The sequence below is a fragment of the Leisingera sp. MMG026 genome, assembly GCF_021654205.1.
In the GTDB taxonomy this organism is placed as follows: Bacteria; Pseudomonadota; Alphaproteobacteria; order Rhodobacterales; family Rhodobacteraceae; genus Leisingera.
The window spans coordinates 100262-120610 of sequence record NZ_JAKFZM010000009.1 but is presented as its reverse complement, the minus strand read 5'-3'; the positions used below and the strand labels follow the sequence as shown (position 1 = coordinate 120610).

Genomic DNA, 20349 nt, shown 5'->3' with positions numbered 1-20349 from the left:
GGCGGCCGCTACCGTCCGCGGCAGTATGGGCAGGGTCAGTCTTCGGTGACGGCTTCGGGCGTGATGATGGCCCCGCGCGACACGGTGAAGGACCCGGTCATGGTGAAGGATTTGGGTTTGGATGTGGCGGTTTCGCTGCGGCCGTTGTCGATCGGGGTGACGATCTCTTCCCGCTCCTGCGTGGCGGCGCTCAGCTCAAAACGGTAGGTGCCGTCCTGCACCGCGCCGCGCTCCAGCTCATAGACCGGAGTGCCGGAGGCTGCTTGGATTTCGGTGAGCTTGCCATTGGGGGCGACCACCACCAGGGTGGCGTTGCTCAGCCCGGTCCAATTCTCAAACCAGACTGCGTTGGAATTGTGCTGCTGTACCGGATCGGCTTCCAGGGCCGCGGCAGCGCCTGCCAAGCCCAAGCCTAAGACCAGGCCGAGAGCCAGGGTTCTCATCTGCATGGGGTGTCTCCTGTCCTGCATCTGCCGTTCAAGCTGCTCTACCGCAGGGTCACATTGCCTGTCCCAGCGGAAATACGCTCATTTCGAGTAACATTACTCAACGTAATAGTAAAATGTGAAGAATTTTATTGAATTTTCGACCCTTGTGTCCCGCTTGCAGCATGCACGCTGCAAGCGGGACACATAGTCCTTACTAGATATTGCCGGCCCGGCTGAAGACGCCGAAGAAGTTGCCGAAGATGTTGGAGATGGTCAGCGCGTCGTTGATCGGCGATTCGGTGGCCATCACCAGATCGCCCGGGTTGACCTGGAACTGGCGTGCCGAAAACAGCCCGTCGGCAGAGGTGAGATCGAGGCTGAACACCACCCGCTGCTGGCGCGGTCCGCGCTGGCCCGGCGCAATGGCACCGGCGGGATATTCACGCAGGATCAGCAGGCCCTTGGGATCGGCTCTGCCGTCCTGAAAGCCGCCCGCGACGGACATTGCATCCATCGCCGACATCTCGTCCTTGGTGAAGATATGCAGGTCTTCCTCGCCGGTGGCGCCGAAGGAGAGGAAATAGCGCTCGTCCTCCTCGACAAACACCCGGTCGCCGCCGCGCAACAGGGTGTCCAGGCGCGGGTTGTTCAGCAGATTGTCGACCGAGGTGCCATAGATGCTGCGGCCGCGCACCAGCCGGATCTGCGGGTTGTTGAGGCTGGCGCTGATGCCGCCGCCGGCCGAGATCAGCCCCATCACCGTGTAGTTGCGGTCCGGCATTGGAAAGGTGCCGGGCTGGGCCACGCCGGAGACCAGATCAACCGAATTGTTGCGCCCCTCAGCCATCGCCAGCTGCACCTGGGCAGAGGGCACAACCGGCTCCAGCGCCTCTTGCAGCTTCTTGCGCGCCAGATCCGGGGTCAGCCCGTTGACGTTCACATCGCCCACATAAGGCATGAAGATAGAGCCGTTGGCGGCCACTTTCATGCCCTGCAGCTGCACCATCTTCTGCTCGGCGGCGGTCAGCAGCGAATTGTCGTTGCTGTCCCAGATGCTCAGGGACAGCAGGTCGCCGGGCTGGATGATCTGGGTTTTTGCGCCCTGGTGGCCCTGCAGCCAATTGAGCCGTTCCTGCTTGCCGGTCGACGGCCAGGCCGCCACCGTGGGCAGCAGCGAGCGGTTCACCTGATACAGCGCGAAATTGGCATCGACCTCGCCCGATTCTTTCAGAATCTCCTCGCTGGCCGGGGCGCCGCCGGGCAAGCGGCTGCAGGCTGCGGGCAGAAGGATCAGGCCGGCAGCGGCCAGCCAGGGGAGAAGTTTCAGCATGAGGTGCCTGCCATTCGAAGCGCTCGGGGCGCCGCCCGGATCTGTGTCCGGGGGAACCGCTTTGATTTTTGTCCGGCCAAAGGATACTGGGCTGGCTGAGAGGGTCAACAGGAACAGGCAGCCAAGCATGGGGATTCCCGCCGCAGTGGTTCTGGGCGCAACAGGGCGGATCGGGCAGCTGATGCAGCTGGCCCCGCCAAAAGGGCTGCATTTGCGTCTGCAGGCGCGGCGTGCGCAGGCCAGGCATGTGCGGGCCAGGCATGTGCAGGGCGGGCATGTGCGGGCGGGCGGCGATTGGCACATCCTGGATCCGCTGGCGGACCCGCAGGCGCTGGCGCATCTGGCAGAGGGGGCGGAGGCGCTGCTGTGCCTGGCGGGGCCGGTCCCGGGGCGCGGACCGGCGGGGGCCGCAGACATGGAAGACCACATCCGCCTGGGCGAGGCGGCGGTGCGGGCGGGCGCTGCGGCGGGCTGCCGGGTGCTCCTGGCCTCTTCGGCGGCGGTTTACGGCGCCCAGGGCGGTCTGTTGGATGAGGATGCAGCCCTGCAGCCCGCCAATGCCTATGGCACGGCCAAGGCAGAGATGGAGCGGCGCGCGGCGGCGCTTGGCGCGGAACTGGGGGTGCCGGTCTGTGCCTTGCGGATCGGCAATATCGCCGGGCTGGACGCGATCCTTGGCGGCTGGCGGCAGGGGTTTGTGCTGGACCGCTTTGCCGATGGCAGCAGCCCGCGGCGCAGCTATATCGGGGTGCAGGCGCTGGCGCAGGTGCTGGCGGCGCTGCTGGCGCAGCCCGTCCTGCCCCCGGTGCTGAATGTGGCGCAGCCCGGCGCGGTGGAGATGGCGGCGCTTTTGCAGGCGGCGGGCAAGCCCTTTGGCACCCGCCCCGCGCCTGCCGGTGCAATCGCGCAGGTGGCCCTTGATACCAACCGGCTGCAGGCGCTGCTGCCCTTTGCCCTGGCCCCGGCGGACCCGGTGCAGATGGCGGCGGAATGGGCCGCCTTAGAGCCGTATTTCACCTGATCAGAGCCGCATCATGAAAAAGGAGCACAGCTGCCGATGACCTGGCGCAAACGGATTTTCGACCTTTTCTTTGCCAGCCTGCTGATCCTGCTGCTGGGCCCTGTCCTGCTGCTTTTGATGGGCTGGCTGTTGTGGAAGGAGGGGCGGCCCCTGTTCTATGTGGCCGAGCGGATGAAGGGCCCGGGGCAGCCCTTTGCCTTGTGGAAACTGCGGACGATGACGGTGGTGGAGACGGACACCGGGGTCTCGGGCGGCGACAAATCGGCCCGCATCACCCGGACCGGCGCCTGGCTGCGTTCAAAACGGCTGGATGAGTTTCCGCAGCTGTGGAACATTCTGCGGGGGGATATTTCCTTTGTCGGGCCGCGGCCGCCCTTGCGGCAGTATGTCGAGGCGAATCCTGCGCTTTACGCCAAGGTGCTGAAATCGCGCCCCGGCGTCACCGGCCTGGCCTCGATCACCTATCACCGCCACGAGGCGGCGCTGCTGGCGCGCTGCACCAGCGCTGAAGACACTGATGCGGTCTACACCCGGACCTGCGTGCCGATGAAGGCGCGGCTGGACCTGATTTACCAGCGCCACCAAAGCATGTGTTATGATTTCGACCTGGTGTTTCAGACCATTGGTAATATTTTCCGCCGGGGGTAGTGCGCGGCGCAGGTGATTCCCGTCCTGCCTGTTTACCGGCCTGTCTGTTCGGCCTCTCCGGGCGCCGTGATGGCCGGCAGACTGGGGTCCGGCTGGCAATTGTGGCACAGCAGCGGCCATCGCAGGAAGAAACCGGCGGTTTTTCGCCGTTCTGCGGTTTTTCGGTAGAGCAAAACCGGTTATCAAAGGCAAAACCGGTTATGATAGGATTTGAGTTTTAAAGCGCACGCCGCAGGTGGCTCTGCAGCGTTATTTTGATTAATCCATTTCTCCCTGCTGCCCGGCTGCGCAAGCGGCCGCCGGGGCAGGACCATCGCGATAACAGGATAATTAAAGTGCAGGCATTTGCATATGGCAGTTGAGGGCAGGCGGGCATGTATAATCTGATCAGTGCGCTGTCGCGCAGGCAGAAGTCCTATGTATTTCTGGCCGCTGACCTGGCGCTCTTGCCGCTGGCGCTGCTGTTCACCCTGGAGGTGCAGCCGCTGCCGGATCCGGCGCTTACCACGCTTGCGTCGCTGTTGCCGGTGCTGCCTTATGTAATGTCCGCGGCGGCGGCGCTGGCGCTGTGGCTGGGGCTGCCGCATGTGCAGCTCAACGCCTACGAACGCCATGCCGCGGCGCAAAGCGCGCTGCTGGCGGGCGGCACTGCGCTGGTGCTGGCGCTGCTGGCAGCGATGTTCGGCCCGGCGCTTGGCCCCGGCACCCATGTGGTGTTTGCGATCTGCTATTTCCTGTTCATGGTGGTGGCACGCGCGGCGATGCTGCAGATGGTGCTGATGGTCTACCGCCGCGCCCAGCCGCGCTGCCGGGTGCTGATCTACGGGGCCGGCAATACCGGTACCCAGCTGGCCCAGGCGCTGAAAGCGCATGACGGCATCGATCCGGTTGCCTTTGCCGATGACAATTCCTCGCTGCAGGGGCTGACCCTGGTCGGGCTGCCGGTGTTCGCGCCGTCGCGGATTGCCGAGGTTGTCCAGGCGCGGGGGATCCGCCGGGTGCTGCTGGCGATGCCGTCGCAAGGCCAGCCGCGTCAGGCGCAGATCACCCAGCGGCTGCAGAAACTGGGGCTGGAGGTGCAGGCGCTGCCCTCATTTGCCCAGCTGATCGGCGAAGAGGCCCTGGTCGACAAGCTGACGCCGGTGGCGCCGCAGGCCTTTCTGGGCCGCGCGGCCCGCAATGTGCCGCTGAAAGAGGCGGCAGGGTCTTATCAGGGCAAGGTGGTGCTGGTCTCGGGTGCCGGCGGCTCGATCGGCTCGGAGCTGTGCCGCCAGGTGCTGACCTGCCGGCCTGCGAAACTGGTGCTGTTCGAACTCAGCGAACTGGCGCTTTATAATGTGCATCAGGAGCTGGGGCCGCTGGCCGAGGCTGCCGGCATCGATCTGGTGCCGGTGCTGGGATCGGTGACCGATCCGCGCCAGGTGCGGATGGTGCTGAATGCCCATGCGGTGCAGGTGCTGCTGCATGCGGCGGCCTATAAACATGTGCCGCTGGTCGAGGCGAACCCGCTGCCGGGCCTGGCCAACAATGTCTTTGGCACCCAGACCCTGGCCCGTGCCGCCGCGCGCGCAGGGGTCGAACGCTTCATCCTGATCTCTTCGGACAAGGCGGTGAACCCGGCCAATGTGATGGGCGCCTCCAAACGCATGGCAGAGCTCATCGTGCAGGATCTGGCCACCCGGTTCGGCGGTAAAACCGTGTTCACCATGGTGCGCTTCGGCAATGTGCTGGGGTCAAGCGGCTCGGTTGTGCCCTTGTTTCAGGAACAGATCAGCCGCGGCGGCCCGGTGACGGTCACCGACCCGAATGTGCGCCGCTTCTTCATGACCATCAGCGAGGCGGTGCAGCTGGTCTTGCAGGCCAGCGACATGGCCGAAGGCGGCGAGGTGTTTGTGCTGGACATGGGCGAGCCGGTGCCGATCCTGCAGCTGGCCCGCCAGGTGATCGAAAGTGCGGGCCATTCGGTGCGCGACGCAGACCATCCGGAGGGCGACATCGCCATCGAGATCATCGGGATGCGCCCTGGCGAGAAGATGGAGGAGGAGCTGACCCTGACCGGGGAGCTGGTCCATACCCGCCATCAGAAGATCTTTTGCGCCCGCGAAACCGTGCTGTCGGAGATCGAAGTGGCAGCGCTGCTCAGAAGCCTGCGCCAGGCGGTGGCCTCAGGCGACGAGGCGGCGGCGCGGCAGGTGATCAAGCGCTGGGTCGAGGGCTATTGCCAGCCGCCGGCCCCGGAGCGCAAAAGCTCCTGACCCTGCAGTATCCCGGTACAATATCCCCTTAATCAGACCCGTATATCCTGCGCGGGGGCGCATTGCAGCTGCGGCACATGTGCGGCCTTGGGGCTGCAGTGGCGGTGAAACTGCCGCCGCCGGGGCCGTGGCAATTGATCCGGCCTTGCCAATCATGCTCTAAACGGGGCAACAGGTGGCAAGCCCGGGCAGCGAGACCCGGCCAGAGGCAGTTCCAAAAGGCAGGTTTTCCCGTGATCCCGATCAAGACACTTGTGTGCAGAGCCGCGCCGGCTGCGCTGCTGTGCCTGGCGGCCGGGCCGGGTCTGGCCCTGGGGCCGGAGATCACCCGGGCAGGCCATGGCGCTGCCCCCGGCACCGAAGGTGCCGCACCGCGGCTGAAGCCGCTGCCGCCGCCGAGCCTCAACTTTTACGGCTCGCCGGGGATCATCGATACCCCCAGTTCCGAGATGCTGCCCGACGGCCAGTATGCGGTCACCTATTCCTGGTTCGGCGGCACCTCGCGCTACAACATCACCGTGCAGGCGCTGCCCTGGCTCAGCGCCTCGTTCCGCTACAACGGCATCCAGGATCTGGGGCTGTTTGGTTTTGACACCTATTACGACCGCGGCTTTGACGTGCGCGCCCGGCTGTGGCGCGAGCGCGGCTGGCTGCCCGAGGTCACCATGGGGCTGCAGGATTTTGCCGGCACCGGGGTTTATGCGGCAGAGTATTTTGTCGCCACCAAACGGTTTGAGGGCGCCGCCTTAGGCTGGGGCAAGACGCCGGGGCGGCTGAAGCTTTCGGCTGGCCTGGGCTGGGGACGGCTGGGCAGCAGCGGCGCCATTGGCAATATCGGCGGCGTGCGCCCGACCTTCGTGGGCGGCAGCACCGGCGGCGAGCTGGCCACCGACCAGTGGTTCCGCGGCGATTTCGCGCCCTTTGGCGGTTTTGAATGGCAGCCGGATGAGCGTTGGAGCCTGAAGGCGGAATATTCCACCGACGCCTATGTGACCGAAACCCAAGTCTCAAACGTGTTTGAGCGCAAATCCTCGGTCAACTACGGGGTGGAATACCAGTATTCCGACCGGCTGCGGCTGGGCGCCTATTACCTTTACGGCTCGGAAATCGGCTTTAATGCGCAGATCCAGCTGAACCCGAACAACCCGCCGACCCCGATGGCGGTGCCCGCGCCGCATCCCATTATCCCGCGCACGCAATGGGCCACGGAAGCCAGCCATTGGAGCCAGGACTGGGTGGCCAGCGAGAGCAAAAAACGCAAGGTCCGCGACCTGGCGGCGCAGGCGCTGAAGGCGGACGGGCTGGTGCTGGAGGCGATCACCCTTACTGGCACCACAGCCGAGCTGCGCTACCGCAACCCGCGCTACCGCTCGGCGGCGCAGGCCGCAGGCCGGGCCGCCCGGGCGCTGGCCCAGGCGCTGCCGCCCTCGGTTGAGACCTTCCGCCTGGTGCCGGTGCGCCGCGGCCTTGGCCTGGCGGTGCTGGAGGTGCGGCGCTCGGATCTGGAGGCGCTGGAGTTTGACGCGGATGCAGCGGATGCGCTGAGTGCCGCCGCCGGTGTCCGCGATGCCGGGCCGCTGCCGGACGACGCGATTTTCTCGGGTGAGCTGTATCCAGCCTTTGCCACCTCGGTCAGCCCCTTTACAAAACCGGCCTATTTCGATCCTGCGCAGCCGTTCCGGCTCGATGCCGGGCTTGATTTTGCCGCCTCTTATGCGCCGGCGCCGGGCTGGCGCATTGCCGGCACCATCCGTCAGCGGCTGGCGGGCAATGTGAAAAACGGCCGCGCCTCCAATTCGGTGCTGCCGCATGTGCGCACCGACCAGCGCGAATATGCCCAGTTCGGCACCACCCTGGAAAACCTCTATGCCAGCCGCCTGTGGAAGCCGGGCCGCAATCTTTATGCCCGTGCCACCGCGGGCCTGTTCGAGAGCATGTACGGCGGTGTCTCGGGCGAGCTCTTGTGGAAACCGGTCAACAGCCGCATCGGCCTGGGGGTCGAAGGCAACTACGTGGTGCAGCGCGATTTCGACCAGCGCTTTGGTTTTCGCGATTACCGCACCTTCACCGGCCATGCCTCGGCCTATGCGGAACTGGGCAAGGGCTATCTGATGCAGGTCGACGCGGGCCGCTACCTGGCAGGCGATTACGGCGGCACCTTCAGCCTCAACCGCGAGTTCAACAACGGCTTCTTGATCGGCGCCTTCTTTACGCTGACCAATGTCTCGGCCGAGGATTTCGGCGAAGGCTCCTTTGACAAGGGTTTCCGCTTCCGCATCCCCGTCGACTGGCTTTTGGGCAAGCCGTCGCGGTCCGGTTTCGGCCTGACCATCCGCCCGACCCAGCGCGACGGCGGCCAGCGGGTGTCGGTGCCGGACCGGCTGTACGGGTCGGTGCGCGAGGCCCACCGCAAGAGCCTGGAAGAACAGCGCGCGAGGTTCTGGGAATGAGCATGATCAGGAAAACCGCTGCCTTGGCCGGGCTGGCCGGGCTGGCGCTGGTGCTGGGGGCTTGTGCCAAAGGCCCCGAGAAAACCCCGGCGGAGCTGGAAGTGCTGCGGGCGGTGGGCGCGCAGATCACCAAACGCCGCAGCGCCGCGCCGCCGCCGGTGCAGCTGACCCGGGCGCTTTTGGACAAGCAAAGCCAGGCCTATATCGAGGTCACCATCGAAAACCGCGATGCCAAGGCCTATCTGACCCGCGCCCTGACGCGGCGCGACAGCAGCCCCGGCACGGTTGAGGTCTGGCGCACCCAGGACAATGTCTCGCTGGCCTTGCGCAGCGGCATGGTGATTGCCACCCGCGGCCTTGGCGGCGGGCTGCTGTCGGCGCAGGTGCCGGCTGCGGACGGCGCGGCGGGCCCGGCACGCGGCGGCGCGCGGCGTTATACGGTGCGCGCCAAGGGCAACGGCCAGGCGATCCTCAGCATGGCCTGCAGCCTGCAGGACCTGGGCCCGGAGCCGGTGGAGATTGTCGGGGTGACCCATCCCGCCCGCCGCCTGCAGGAGCGCTGCGAGGGCGCCGGCGGCGTGGTGATCAATGATTACTGGATTGATTCCCGCCCGGGCCGCACTCAGGTCTGGCAGTCGCGGCAATGGGCCGGACCGGAGACCGGATACGTGCGGATCCGCCAGCTGCGGCTGTGACCGGCGCGCGGATTCCGCCGGTTTCCCGCGGCTTTGCGGCAACGGGCAGAAAAAATCCGCGGAACAAACCGGATTTCAACAGTTTTGCGGCTATTCCATACGTTGAAAAGAAAAACCGCCTCCCATAAGGTCGCCTCAACACATGTTTCCACAGTTCTCCAGAGGAGTTTGAAAATGAAAACCATTCTGACCGCCCTGACCCTGGCCGCGCTGGCCTCCGCAACTGCTGTTTCGGCCCAGACCGCTCCGGCGCCCACCGGTGCTGAAGCTGGCGCAGGCGGCGGCGCAGGCGCAGGCGGCGGTATCGGTGCTGCCGGCGGGCTGAGCGCCGGCGCCATTGCAGGTGCCGTGGCTGGTCTGGCCGTGCTGGGCGTGGTTGCCAATGACGACGACGAAGTCGGCACCACCACCACCACCACCACCGAGTGATTTTGACTGCGCCGCTGGCGCAGGCATGACTTCACGGAAACGGGCCTCCTTCGGGGCCCGTTTTCTGTTGCGGTCCCGAGGGCCGGATACGCCCGCACCCTGGCGTCCTAAGAGCTTTTTACTCCCCCATGCCAGCTCGGGTATCCCCAGGATCCGGGAACGGTACGGTTTCCTGAAACTTAAACTGTTTCCTGAATTTCAGCTCACCTTGAATTCTTAGTTAAAAATTTACTTTTTTTGAGAATCGCGCTTAGAATGGCGTCTGTCAGGGGGGAAATTTTATCAAGTTGTTCTAGTTTGCCCTGATGTGGTGTTTTGGGTAGTGAGTATGAAAAATGTTGTTGAGTACCAGGTTCCGTTACGAAATTTCGATGCTTCGGGGACCTGCGGGGGGACCGACACGGCTGTTGCCAGGCTTGTAAAAACGGGGGGGATCTACCGCCGCGCCGGCAAGCGGGTCTTTGATCTTTTGCTGGCCATGGCGCTGCTGCCGCTGATTGCGCCGCTGATTGCCATCCTATGGCTGGCAGCCCGGCGGGACGGCGGGCCGGGCTTTTTCGGGCATACCCGGATCGGCCGGGGCGGCACCAGCTTCAAGTGCTGGAAGATCCGGACCATGGTGATGGGGGCGGAAGAGAAGCTGCAGGCCTATCTGCGCGATCATCCCGAGGCTGCAAAGGAATGGGAGGCCAGCCGCAAGCTGGCCAAGGATCCGCGGGTGACGCGGTTCGGGGATTTCCTGCGGAAATCCAGCCTGGATGAGCTGCCGCAAATCTGGAATGTGCTGGCCGGCGAGATGAGCTTTGTCGGGCCGCGTCCCGTGGTTGCGGACGAGATCAGGAAATACGGCAGCCAGTCCGGGTCCTATCTGGCGCAAACCCCGGGGATCACAGGGTTCTGGCAGGTTTCGGGACGCAACAGCGTCACCTATGGCGAGCGCGTGTCGATGGATGACGACTATCTGCGCAACATGAGCTTCCTGCTGGACCTGCGGATCCTGTTCAAGACCTGGCTGGTGGTGATCAAGCGCACCGGCTGCTGAGAGCCAAGCCTGCGGCCTGTTTGAATCAGCGGCCGCGGGCGGGACAGTCTCCGGTCACAAGCAGTGTCACCAGCTGCTGCTTTGGCACGGGGGGAGGCCGCCAGACAGGTGCTGGGGGCAGGGGGCAGGAAAATGTCCGGGCGGGAGACCGGAAACGGCGCGCGGCCGGATTACCGGCGCTGGCGCCGCGCGGCTGGATCACAGGGCAGAATGGCGGTGCAGACGACATAGCAGGCAGCCACAAAAAGCGGCGCCCCAAGCAGCAATCCCGCGGCAGCAAGCCACCAGGAGGCGCCGGACAGCATCAAAACCAGGCCCAGGCAGAGGGCAAAGCTCGGTGCGCTTACAGGCAGATGTCTCATACAAGGCGGCTCCGTTCAGGGTTGCAGGCATGTATCATACCCACAATCATTGCGCGATCCCTTCTCATAGTCAAATCCTACGGTCTCTCCTCAAAAACCGCAAGATGTTGTGTTCACATTGGCTTGAACACACGTTATCTTCCAAGTGCGCGCCATAAATGGACCTTGTACGGCCCTGGTGCGGCTGTGCGCGGGTCTTATAATGCGCTTTCGGACACCATTTTCCGTACCGGTGCAATCGAATGAAGCCGGACCGCCGCATTTCAGCAAAATCCTGCTGCCGGCAGGCAACCAGGCCCCGGTTTCACGGCAAAAAACCGCGCCCGGGCAAGTCCTGGGGCAAACGTTTCGAAATCACCGCATTGGCAGCAGAGTGCCCTTCGCTTGTAGCGGCTCCAATAGCGGAACTGTTCGGACGGCTTCGCGGCCAGGCCCCCTGACGCGCGCGAGTTTCTTACCTGAAGAAGAAGCAGCGCCGCAGCTGGCACCTTGCAGGAAAACCTGTGCATTTTCTGCAGACAACCCGGAATATTGCTCTAGATTTCTAGATCGTACGCCGGATCCACACGCAGCGTGAACGCGCGGCGCGCCGGAAACACGTGTTAGGATGCCGGGTGTGTGCCACTCTGTTTTATTGCGGGATTGCGATGGATGATTCACGAGGGTTCGGGACCCTTACCAAAGCCGGAATTGCGGATCTGACGCTGGTCGTCGACCTCGACGGCAGCCTGCTGCGGACGGATATGCTGTTTGAAACGGCCTGGTCGGCGCTGTCGCGCCGATGGACCAGCGTGCTGCCGGTACTGGGCAAGCTGGGCCAGGGCCGGGCGCCGCTGAAGCGGTTTCTGGAACGCGCCGGCCCGGTTGATGCGGCGACGCTGCCTTATAATGAAAAAGTGATCGCCTATGTCGCCGAATGGCGCCAGCAGGGCGGCCGCACGGCGCTGGTCTCGGCCTCGGACCAGAACATCGTGACGCGTATCGCCGATCATTTGGAACTGTTCGACGAGGCGATCGGCTCGGACGGGCAGGAAAACCTGAAGGGAGAGGCCAAAGCTGAACGGCTGCGGGCGCTTTATGGCGACAAAGGATACGCCTATATCGGCGACTCCCGGGCGGATCTGGCGGTCTGGCGCAGTGCCGCCCAGGCGGTCACCGTCGGCCTGCCGCCGCGGCTGGCGGCAGAGGCGGAGCGCACCACCGGGACCGTGCTGCACCTGACCCCCAGGGAGGACCGTCTGCGGCCGCTGCTGCGGGCGATGCGGCCGCATCAATGGCTGAAGAATGTCCTGGTGTTCCTGCCGCTGATGGCGGCGCATCAGTTCGGCCTTGCAGCCATCGTGCAGACGCTGATGGCCTTTGCCGCCTACAGTCTGATCGCCTCTTCGGTCTATCTGCTGAATGATCTGCTGGATCTGGCCGCCGACCGGGTGCACCCGCGCAAACGGCTGCGGCCCTTTGCCAGCGGCCGGCTGCCGCTGGCCTGGGGCACGGTGCTGGCGCCGGGGCTGCTGCTGGCCGGCTTTGCCATTGCCTTTGCGCTCGGGCCGGCCTTTGCGGCGGTGATGGCATTCTACTATGCGGTCACCACGGTCTATTCCTTCCTGCTCAAGCGCCGCCTGGTGGTGGACATCTGCGCACTGGCCGGCCTTTACACCCTGCGGATCATCGCCGGGGGGGTGGCCACCGGGATCCCGCTGTCGGTCTGGCTGCTGGCGTTTTCGATGTTCTTCTTCTTTGCGCTGGCGGCGATGAAGCGGCAGGCCGAGCTGGTTGCCGAAGGCGGCGGCGGGGACAAGACGGTGGCCGGGCGCGGCTACCGCACATCGGACACGCCGCTGGTGGCCAATATGGCGGTGTCTTCGGGCTACATGTCGGTGCTGGTGATGGCGCTGTATCTCAACACCGGCGGGGTGCGCGAGCTTTATGCCTATCCGGAGGCGCTGTGGGGCATCTGCCTGGTGCTGCTGTTCTGGCTCAGCCGGATGGTGATGATCACCCACCGCGGCTGGATGCATGATGATCCGGTGGTATTTGCGGCGCGGGATTATGTTTCCATTGTCTGCCTGGCGCTGATTTTCCTGTTTGCCCTGGGCGGGGTGATGCTGTGAGCGGCACCGCGCTGGCCCTGCGCTATAGCGCCTTTGCAGTGCTGGCGGTGCTGGCCAATCTGGCGGTGCAGCGGCTGGTGCTGGCTGCAAGCGGCAGCAGCGCGGGCGGTTTTGCCGCTGCGGTGGGCTGCGGCACAATCGCCGGGCTGGCCCTGAAATATGTCCTGGATAAGCGCTGGATCTTTGCCGATGCGACCCGGGGACTAGCCGCGCATGGCCGGAAATTCACGCTGTATACCGCGATGGGGCTGGTCACGACCGCGATCTTCTGGGGCACCGAGACCGTCTTTTGGCTGCTGTGGCAGAGCGATGCAATGCGCGAGCTGGGCGCGGTGCTGGGACTTGCTGTGGGCTATGCGGTCAAATACCGGCTCGACCGCCGCTTTGTGTTCCGCGAGACGATGCAGGTGCGGGCGGCATGAAGCCGGCCGCGCCCGTAGCGCCGCCGCGGGCAACCATCGTGATTGCCGCCTATAACGCCGAAGCCACGCTGGAGCGGGCCTTGCGCTCCGCCTTTGCCCAGACGGTGCCGGTTGAGGTCGTGGTGGTTGACGATGCCTCGCAGGACGGCACTGCGGATCTGGCCGAGCGGCTGTGCCGCAGCGTGCCGCGGGCCATGGTGCTGCGCCAGCCGCGCAATGCCGGGCCCGCGGCTGCCCGCAACCGCGCCATCGAGGCCGCCACGGCGCCCTGGATTGCAGTGCTGGACGCCGATGACCACATGGCCCCCGACCGTATCGCCCGGCTGGCGGCCGAGGCCGAGGCCGGGGCGCTCGATTGCCTGGCGGATGATCTTTACATGGTCACCGAAGCGGATCCTGCGGCTACCGCACGGCGGCTCTGGAGCCCGGATGACTTCGGGCGGATGCAGATCACGCTGGCGTTTTTTGCCAGTGCCAATACGCATGGCAGCCGCGGCCAGCGGGGCGAGCTGGGCTTTATCAAACCGCTGATGCGGCGCGCCTTTCTGCAGCAAAACGGGCTGCGCTACGCCGAGGATCTGCGCCTGGCCGAGGATTATATTCTCTATGCCCGGGCGCTTGCCGCCGGGGCGGCCTTCCGGCTGGTGGACCCGCGGGGCTATTTCGCCGTTTACCGGGAAAACTCCCTGAGCGGCTGCCACAGCACAGATGATCTCGGGGCGCTGGTACAGGCGGACCGGCGGCTGCTCAGCGCGCCGGAGCTGGACCGCAGCGCCCGCGCCGCCATCCGCCTCCATTGCCGGGAAGTGCATAAGGAATGGGTCTGGCGGCGGATGATCGATGCCGTGCGGGCCAGGGATCTGCGCAGCATGGCGGCGCTGTGGCTGTCACCGCCCGCGGTGTCGGCGGCGCTGCTGGGAAAACTGTTGGAGCAAGCCTGGTTGCGCGGGCGGCGCAGGCTGGGCCTGGGACGGAGGGAAAGCTAGGGGCGGCCTCTGCAAATCACCAGTTATAGGCGCTGGGTGGCAATGTGCTGTTCTCATGCAGCTCTGCGCTGCCGGGAGCGGAGACGGAGACGGCGGCCGGCCGCAGCTGCAGGCGGGTGGTGCCGAGCATCCGGGCAAGGCGCAGGGTTTCGGCCGCATCGCAGCCGGTCAGCGCGCGGCGCAGCGACCACAGCAGACCGCGCCCCAGGCTGGCGGTTATTTCAGACCCGCTGCGCCCGCTGCGGCGCAGCTGCACAAGGCGGGCGCTGTCCTGCGGGCTGAAGACAACCCCGTGCTTGCCGGAAACCGCCCGGCGGCAGATCGCAACCTCAGCCGGGGCCAGAGGCACCGCAGGCGCCGCGGCGGCGGCAGCCTCGAAATCCTCCAGCGCTTCCTGCCACAGCCCGTGCCGGGCAAAGACGCCGCCGCGCTGCAGATGCGCGGCGCGGCGCACCTGCGCCGGTTCGCCTGTGAACATCGCTTCCATCAGCGGCAGCGGCAGATGATCGCGCAGGCCCCGGAACACCGCCCTGTCCTGCTCGGCCCAGACGCGGTCGGCGGCGCTGGCGGCGTGGCGGTGGCCGGCCGGGCCGCGTTCACCGTCGTGCTTGCGCTGCAGAAACAGCACCCGGCTGGTCATCTTTATGGGAAAGCGCACCGCCAGCCGCACAATCATGTCGTAATCGATCGAGCGCGGCAGATCCTCGCGGAACGGGCCGGCCCGGTCATAACACTGGCGCCGCACCAGGGTGGCGTTCTGGAACAGAAAGATATCCTCCAGCAGATGGCGCAGCGGCGAGCCGGTGCCAAGATCGGGCCAATAGCCGGGGCCGGTCGCCTCGCGGCCCTGCGGGGTATCGCGGAACCGGTTGTAGCTGCCCCCCGCGATGCCGGTCCCGGGGGCCGCGTCCAATATCCCCGCCAGCCGCTCTGCCGCGTCCGGGGCGGCAATGTCATCGTCGTCGCAGATCCAGATGTAATCGCCGCCGGCCAGCGCCAGCGCCCGGTTCAGCGCTGCCGCCTTGCCGGCATTTTCCGCCCGGTGGTATTGCAGCCGCGGATCGCGGACGGCGGCCACGGCTTCACTGGTGCCATCGGAAGAGCCATCATCCCAGACAATGATCTGATCAACCGGCCGCGACTGCTGCTGCAGCGCCGCCAGCGCCTCCAGGAGGTAATCTCTGCGGTTGAACGTCGGAACGATGACGGAAATTGCCGGCACACTGCAGCCTGTTGAAATCCCTTACCGGTTCACTATCCGGCCCGGCCGGCGATTTGTCCACAGGCGATGTCCAATCGCGCCGCAAGCCTGCCACCGATGCCGGGAGCGATGCGCGCAGGGAGCCGGAACAGTCCAATCTGCGGCGCGCAGACCACAGGCCGGCCGCAATAGCGTTGCCGACCTCTCGTGTTGCCCTAGTCTTCTATGCAGTCGCATTTTCCTGCCGCCGCAACGCGTTCTCTGCCACGCGGATATTCAGGCTTAGTTTGAGGTACCGGTTCCGGTGAATAAAATTGTTCCGCATCCCGACGAAACGCCGGTCCGTTTTGATGCCGGGCCCGGTACCCGCCGGGGTCCCGATTTCATCATCGGCGGGGCGCCGAAATGCGGCACCACATCGCTGCATTTCATCCTCGATCAGCACCCGGCGATTTCGCTGCCGCAGGATGAGGTGCATTTCTTTGATGCCGACGACCCGATTGCGCATCCCGATTTCCTGAGCGTGCAGGGCGGTGCGCTGCAATGGTGGGATCCGCGGCCCGGGGCGCAGGCCAATCAGGACTGGTATGCAGGCCGCTTTCCCCGCCCGGCACCGGGCGGGCTGGTGGGTGAGGATTCGACCACCTATCTGATGTCGGAACTGGCGGCCCGGCGGATCGCGGCGCAGCTGCCCGATGCCAGGCTGGTGTTTATGCTGCGCCATCCGGTGCAGCGCGCCTATTCGCAGTACTGGCACCTGATCAAGACGTCCCGCGCCGCCGAGAGTTTTGAGACCGCGATCCTGCGCTATCCCCATATCCTGCTGGGATCGGGCTATGCGGCCGGCCTGCAGCGCTTTATCAGCGCGCTTGGCCGGGACCGGGTGCATGTCTGCCTGTTCGAGGACTTCCGCGCCGATATTCAGGGCTGCGTTGACGGGGTGACGCATTTTCTGGGGGCCGATCCGATGCGGGTCGACCCCGAGCGGGCCTGGTTCAACCGCACCAGATATCCCGCGCGCCCGGCCTTGCACCGGATGGCGAACCGGATCGGGCGGCATCTGGTGCGCGGCCGCTACCGGCAGCATATGGGCGGTTCCGCCACGCTGGCCCGGCGGGTGGAGAATAAACTGCATTACTGGTGGTTCGCGCATGTCAGCCCGCGCTTCATGACCGCCGGGCGGCCGCCGCCGATGGCCGCCGCCACACAGGCCTATCTGGAACAGCATCTGTCGGCCCGCAATGCGGGTCTCTCAACGCTGCTGGACCGCGATCTGCCGTCAATCTGGCCAGGGATGAGGTGCTGAAATGAGACATGGAACACCAGCAGTGCGCCCGGGCGCAGAGCCGGGCAACGGAGGACCGGGCCATTGAACCGGCGCAGCGGGGTTTTCAGTTTCATGGCGGATGATCCGCTTGATGCCACGCCGCGCGACGGTGCGGTCAAACTGTCCGATATCTATCTGTTTTTCTGGCGCCGCTGGCTGCTGATCGGGCTGATCTTTCTGGCCGTGGTGGTGGTGAACGGGGTGATGCTGATGCAGATCCAGCCGCGTTATACCGCCACCGCCGAGGTGACCCTGGTGGATCCGCGGCAGAACAGCACCCCGATTGCCGACCTGCTGACCGGCGTGCCGCTGAGCCGCCAGGTGGTCGAGCAGGAAATTGCGACGATGCGCTCCAAGGCGTTCATGATCGAGGTGGTGAAGCGTTTGGGCGTCGATGAAAACTCGCCGATGCTGGAGGCCGGCGGGCCGCCGGCGCTGCCGCTGCGCGTGCTGGGTTCGGTCAAGCGGTTCGTATCCGGGCTGATCCGCTCCAAATCTGCGGCAGGCGCCGCCGGCAAGCCCTCGGCAGCCAGTGTGCCGCTGCCGCAAACTGCCGCGGACACCGAGGCCACGGCGCAGATCCTGGCCGGAGACATGCTGCAATACGGTCCCGCCGCCGACCGCCTGGCTGCCTTGCTGCAGATTGAACAGAGCGGCAACGGCTATGGCATCAGCCTGTCGGCCGAGGCGGCGGATCCGCTGTTTGCAGCCGCCATCGCCAATGCAGTGGCCGCCGAATACCCGCGCTTCAGCCTTGGCCTGCGCAGCCAGGCCATCGAAGAACAGGTGCAGCTGCTGAGCGGCCGCGTTGAAGAGCTGGGGCATAACCTGGAAGAGGCCGAAACCGCGGTGGTGGACTTCCAGACCCGCGTCGCAGGCGTCAACCAGGACAATGCCGACCGGCTGAACCGGCAGATCGAGAACCTGGGCCGGGCGCTGATCGAGGCAAGGACCGAAATCGTGACCGTCGAAGCACAGCGTCTCCAGGTGCTGGAACTGGTGGCGGCCGATGGCCCCGCCGCAGCCTCGCAGGTGCTGGATTCACCGATTTTGAACGGCCTGCGCCTGCAGCTGTCCGGCCACCGGATTGAGCGCAGCCGCGCGGCCGGGCAGTTTGGCGCCGATGCGCCGCAGGTGGCGGCGCTGGATGCGGTGATTGCACGGGTCAAGGAAGAAGCGGCGCTGGAGACTACCCGCATCGTCGCGGAATATCAGACCCGGGCCAGCATTGCCTCTGCTGTGGTGGCCTCGATCGAAGAGAAACTGACGGGGCTGGAACAGCTGGTCAACGCCCGCTCGCGCAATATGGTCGAACTGGCCAAGCTGCGCCGCATCGCCGATGCCAACCGGATCGCCTATGAGGAATTCCTCAAGGTGGCCACGGAATCGGCGCAGCTGAAAGCGCTGCAGCAGCCGTCGGTGCGGCTGCTGTCCTTTGCCGAAGTCCCGCAGACCCCCAGTGCGCCAAGGTCGCTGCTGCGGCTGGCCATCGCGGGTGTGGCAGGGCTGGCCATCGGACTGGGAGCGGCGCTGCTGCTTGAGCTGACCAGCAACAGCATCAAGACCACCCGCGCCTTGCGCCAGGCGACCGGCCTGCCGGTCATCGGCAGCCTTTCGCATCTGCGCAAAAAACGGGCGGCACAGCTGCTTGGCCGCCTGGGCAGCGGCGCACAGCTGCCTGCAGCGGAACGCACCCTGGTCGAAGAGGGGCGCAAACTGGCGCTGTTCCTGTCCGGCGCCGCCGACCGCGGCCGCGGCACTATCGTTTTTACCTCGGCGCTGCCGGGCGAAGGCAAGGCCCTGACCGCAGCGCTGGTGGCGCATGCGCTGGCCGCGCGCGGCCAGTCTGTCATCCTGGTCGATGCGGCACAGGACAGTGCCAAGGCAAACCGCGCGCCCTCCCCGGCTGCCGGGGACACAGAGGCTGCGGGGCCGGTTCCGGGCGGGGTTGTCCGCTCCCCGGCGGGCTATTGGTTCCTGTCGGTTGCCGAGACCGCCCGGACCGGTCTGGACTGCCTGCCGGACCGCTGGATCGAAACCGCGGTGACCAGCCTGGCAGACAAATACGACTATGTTCTGATCAATACCACGCCGGTGCTGTCGCTGGGCAACGTGTCAAGCTTCCTGCGCCATGCGGATGCCCTGGTGGTGGCCTCGCGGTGGAACGCCACAGCCCAGCAAACCGTGGAAACCTGCATTGAGCGGCTCCGCGATCTGCGGGCGCAGAACATCTATGCGGTGATGACCGGGGTCAAACGCCGCGCCGAGCGGAAATACGAGTATCCCGGATTTATGAAAACCGTCAAACCATGGTGGAAACAGACATGATGCAGACCCTGCGATCTGCCGCAACCCTGGCCTGGCTGCTGCTGACCCTGCTGGCCGCAGCCGGAGCTGCCGCAGCCCCTTACCGGCTTGGCCCCGAGGACACCGTGTCGCTGCGGGTGGTTGCCTGGAACGACGAGAGCGCCTCTTATCAATCGATGGAGGCGCTGGCCGGAAACTATACCGTGGCGCCGGATGGCAGCCTGGCAATCCCCATTGCCGGAAGCATTGCCGCCGGCGGCGCCACCGCCGAGGACCTTGCCGCAGAAATCGCGGCAAGGCTGCAGGCCGCGGCAGGCCTGTACCAGCCGCCCGCGGTCTCTATGCAGATCCTGGCCTACCGGCCGTTTTATGTCAGCGGCGATGCCGCCGCGCCCGGCGCCTATGCCTGGCGTCCCGGGCTGACTGCCAGCAAGGCACTGGCGCTGGCCGGCGGGCTTTACCGCAGCCGCAGCCAGTTGCCGGGCGAAGGTACCGAATACCGGCTGGTGAATTCGCTGCGCGGAACCCAGGTGGAGCTGGTGCGGATGCGGGCGCGGCAGGCCCGGCTTATGGCCGAGCAGGCAGGCGCGGAGAGGATCGCCTTTCCGCAAGACCTGCGCCATCCCGACGGCCCGGAGGCTGTTGCACGGATCCTGACCGAAGAAACCGCAATCTTTGATATCCGGGGTGAATCGCAGGTCCGCACCATTGAATCGAACGAGGCGCTGATCGCGCTGTACCATACCGAGCTTGAGGCGCTGAACGGCAAGCTGGAGGGGCAGCGGCGGCAGGTTGAGATTGCCCGCGACCAGGCCGATAAACTGCGCGGCCTGGTGGATCGCGGCGCCGTGGTTGCCAGCCGTCTGGTGGATGCCGAACGCATCCTGGCCAATCTCAACGCCGAGGAACTGGACCTGAACACCGCGATCTTCCGCGCCCGCCAGCGGATCGGCGAAACCCGGCGCGACCTGCTGCAGGCGGTGGACAACCGCCGCCACGAGGTGGTCGCCCAGTTGCAGGACACCCGCCGCAAGATCGAGCTGGAAACCAAGCGCGAGGCGATGTTCCTGGGGCTGGCGGCCTCGCAAGGCTCTGCGCTGGGGGATCTGCCGCTGAGCGTCGGCATGAAAGTCCGCCGCAGCACTGCGGACGGGGTTGAGGTGATCACGGTAGGGCCTGATGATGCAATCCGGCCGGGCGACGTCTTTGAGGTATCGCTGGATTTCACACTCACCACTCAGTGATCCTGCCCCAGTGAACTCCCCGAGTGAATTTCTCAGAAACCCTGGCGTCCGGAATGCCGCCGGGGCGGTGCATCGGTTGCCCCCCCTGAGG

General features: G+C 65.7%; 17 protein-coding genes. 13 read left to right on the top strand and 4 right to left on the bottom strand.

Annotation, left to right across the window (positions count from 1 at the left end; genetic code table 11):
• Window positions 1-35: 35 nt before the first annotated feature.
• Together L1069_RS06965 and L1069_RS06960 are read right to left on the bottom strand one after the other, a co-directional pair.
• A complete protein-coding gene (locus L1069_RS06965; protein WP_237455181.1) occupies window positions 36-449 on the bottom strand; it encodes a hypothetical protein in 414 nt (137 codons plus the stop codon).
• A gap of 193 nt (window positions 450-642) precedes the next feature.
• Entirely contained in the window at window positions 643-1758 is a 1116-nt protein-coding gene (locus L1069_RS06960) for a polysaccharide biosynthesis/export family protein (protein ID WP_129373316.1), read from the bottom strand.
• 127 nt (window positions 1759-1885) lie between these two features.
• Here L1069_RS06960 and L1069_RS06955 point away from each other — a divergent pair, with 127 nt between their 5' ends.
• The 7 genes from L1069_RS06955 (at window position 1886) to L1069_RS06925 (ending at window position 10298) form a co-directional block, all read left to right on the top strand.
• Window positions 1886-2779 (top strand): NAD-dependent epimerase/dehydratase family protein, encoded by an 894-nt coding sequence (locus tag L1069_RS06955; protein ID WP_237455180.1) that lies wholly within the window; start codon window positions 1886-1888, stop codon window positions 2777-2779.
• 36 nt (window positions 2780-2815) lie between these two features.
• Window positions 2816-3427 carry a sugar transferase gene (locus tag L1069_RS06950; RefSeq protein WP_129373314.1) on the top strand — a complete coding sequence of 204 codons (612 nt, stop codon included), beginning with the start codon at window positions 2816-2818 and terminating at the stop codon, window positions 3425-3427.
• 374 nt (window positions 3428-3801) lie between these two features.
• On the top strand, window positions 3802-5682 hold the full coding sequence (locus tag L1069_RS06945; RefSeq protein WP_129373313.1) for a nucleoside-diphosphate sugar epimerase/dehydratase: 1881 nt from the start codon (window positions 3802-3804) through the stop codon (window positions 5680-5682).
• Between the two features lie 233 nt (window positions 5683-5915).
• On the top strand, window positions 5916-8132 hold the full coding sequence (locus L1069_RS06940) for a YjbH domain-containing protein (protein WP_129373312.1): 2217 nt from the start codon (window positions 5916-5918) through the stop codon (window positions 8130-8132).
• A gap of 2 nt (window positions 8133-8134) precedes the next feature.
• Window positions 8135-8827 (top strand): YjbF family lipoprotein, encoded by a 693-nt coding sequence (locus L1069_RS06935; protein WP_237455179.1) that lies wholly within the window; start codon window positions 8135-8137, stop codon window positions 8825-8827.
• A 174-nt stretch (window positions 8828-9001) separates the two neighbouring features.
• On the top strand, window positions 9002-9256 hold the full coding sequence (locus L1069_RS06930) for a hypothetical protein (RefSeq protein WP_237455178.1): 255 nt from the start codon (window positions 9002-9004) through the stop codon (window positions 9254-9256).
• Between the two features lie 328 nt (window positions 9257-9584).
• A complete protein-coding gene (locus tag L1069_RS06925) occupies window positions 9585-10298 on the top strand; it encodes a sugar transferase (RefSeq protein ID WP_237455177.1) in 714 nt (237 codons plus the stop codon).
• A gap of 170 nt (window positions 10299-10468) precedes the next feature.
• Here L1069_RS06925 and L1069_RS06920 read toward each other — a convergent pair whose 3' ends face one another.
• Entirely contained in the window at window positions 10469-10660 is a 192-nt protein-coding gene (locus tag L1069_RS06920) for a hypothetical protein (RefSeq protein ID WP_237455176.1), read from the bottom strand.
• 647 nt (window positions 10661-11307) lie between these two features.
• Between L1069_RS06920 and L1069_RS06915 the strand changes: the two genes are divergently transcribed.
• Genes L1069_RS06915 through L1069_RS06905 form a run of 3 tightly spaced genes read left to right on the top strand, consistent with a single transcriptional unit; the run spans window position 11308 to window position 14179 of the window.
• Complete coding sequence (locus L1069_RS06915; protein ID WP_237455175.1) at window positions 11308-12771, top strand: UbiA family prenyltransferase; 1464 nt, start codon at window positions 11308-11310, stop codon at window positions 12769-12771.
• The gene (locus L1069_RS06910) at window positions 12768-13193 is read left to right on the top strand and encodes a GtrA family protein (RefSeq protein WP_237455174.1); all 426 of its coding nucleotides are present in this window, start codon (window positions 12768-12770) and stop codon (window positions 13191-13193) included. The genes L1069_RS06915 and L1069_RS06910 overlap by 4 nt, the downstream gene beginning before the upstream one ends.
• On the top strand, window positions 13190-14179 hold the full coding sequence (locus L1069_RS06905; protein ID WP_237455173.1) for a glycosyltransferase: 990 nt from the start codon (window positions 13190-13192) through the stop codon (window positions 14177-14179). The genes L1069_RS06910 and L1069_RS06905 overlap by 4 nt, the downstream gene beginning before the upstream one ends.
• A 16-nt stretch (window positions 14180-14195) precedes the next feature.
• Here the strand turns inward: L1069_RS06905 and L1069_RS06900 are convergent, their stop codons facing one another.
• The gene (locus L1069_RS06900) at window positions 14196-15401 is read right to left on the bottom strand and encodes a glycosyltransferase (protein WP_237455172.1); all 1206 of its coding nucleotides are present in this window, start codon (window positions 15399-15401) and stop codon (window positions 14196-14198) included.
• Between the two features lie 283 nt (window positions 15402-15684).
• Here L1069_RS06900 and L1069_RS06895 point away from each other — a divergent pair, with 283 nt between their 5' ends.
• The 3 genes from L1069_RS06895 to L1069_RS06885 all read left to right on the top strand — a co-directional run bounded on the left by L1069_RS06895 (window position 15685) and on the right by L1069_RS06885 (window position 20258).
• Window positions 15685-16686 carry a sulfotransferase gene (locus L1069_RS06895; protein ID WP_237455171.1) on the top strand — a complete coding sequence of 334 codons (1002 nt, stop codon included), beginning with the start codon at window positions 15685-15687 and terminating at the stop codon, window positions 16684-16686.
• A gap of 63 nt (window positions 16687-16749) precedes the next feature.
• Complete coding sequence (locus L1069_RS06890) at window positions 16750-19035, top strand: exopolysaccharide transport family protein (RefSeq protein WP_237455170.1); 2286 nt, start codon at window positions 16750-16752, stop codon at window positions 19033-19035.
• A complete protein-coding gene (locus L1069_RS06885) occupies window positions 19032-20258 on the top strand; it encodes a polysaccharide biosynthesis/export family protein (protein WP_237455169.1) in 1227 nt (408 codons plus the stop codon). Before L1069_RS06890 ends, L1069_RS06885 begins: the two co-directional genes overlap by 4 nt.
• Window positions 20259-20349 lie beyond the last annotated feature (91 nt).

Excerpts from the sequence above, each read along its gene's own strand:
- L1069_RS06965 (WP_237455181.1), bottom strand. The coding sequence starts at position 449 with ATGCAGATGAGAACCCTGGCTCTCGGCCTGGTCTTAGGCTTGGGCTTG.
- L1069_RS06960 (WP_129373316.1), bottom strand. The coding sequence starts at position 1,758 with ATGCTGAAACTTCTCCCCTGGCTGGCCGCTGCCGGCCTGATCCTTCTG.
- L1069_RS06955 (WP_237455180.1), top strand. The coding sequence starts at position 1,886 with ATGGGGATTCCCGCCGCAGTGGTTCTGGGCGCAACAGGGCGGATCGGG.
- L1069_RS06950 (WP_129373314.1), top strand. The coding sequence starts at position 2,816 with ATGACCTGGCGCAAACGGATTTTCGACCTTTTCTTTGCCAGCCTGCTG.
- L1069_RS06945 (WP_129373313.1), top strand. The coding sequence starts at position 3,802 with ATGTATAATCTGATCAGTGCGCTGTCGCGCAGGCAGAAGTCCTATGTA.
- L1069_RS06935 (WP_237455179.1), top strand. The coding sequence starts at position 8,135 with ATGATCAGGAAAACCGCTGCCTTGGCCGGGCTGGCCGGGCTGGCGCTG.
- L1069_RS06930 (WP_237455178.1), top strand. The coding sequence starts at position 9,002 with ATGAAAACCATTCTGACCGCCCTGACCCTGGCCGCGCTGGCCTCCGCA.
- L1069_RS06925 (WP_237455177.1), top strand. The coding sequence starts at position 9,585 with ATGAAAAATGTTGTTGAGTACCAGGTTCCGTTACGAAATTTCGATGCT.
- L1069_RS06920 (WP_237455176.1), bottom strand. The coding sequence starts at position 10,660 with ATGAGACATCTGCCTGTAAGCGCACCGAGCTTTGCCCTCTGCCTGGGC.
- L1069_RS06915 (WP_237455175.1), top strand. The coding sequence starts at position 11,308 with ATGGATGATTCACGAGGGTTCGGGACCCTTACCAAAGCCGGAATTGCG.
- L1069_RS06905 (WP_237455173.1), top strand. The coding sequence starts at position 13,190 with ATGAAGCCGGCCGCGCCCGTAGCGCCGCCGCGGGCAACCATCGTGATT.
- L1069_RS06885 (WP_237455169.1), top strand. The coding sequence starts at position 19,032 with ATGATGCAGACCCTGCGATCTGCCGCAACCCTGGCCTGGCTGCTGCTG.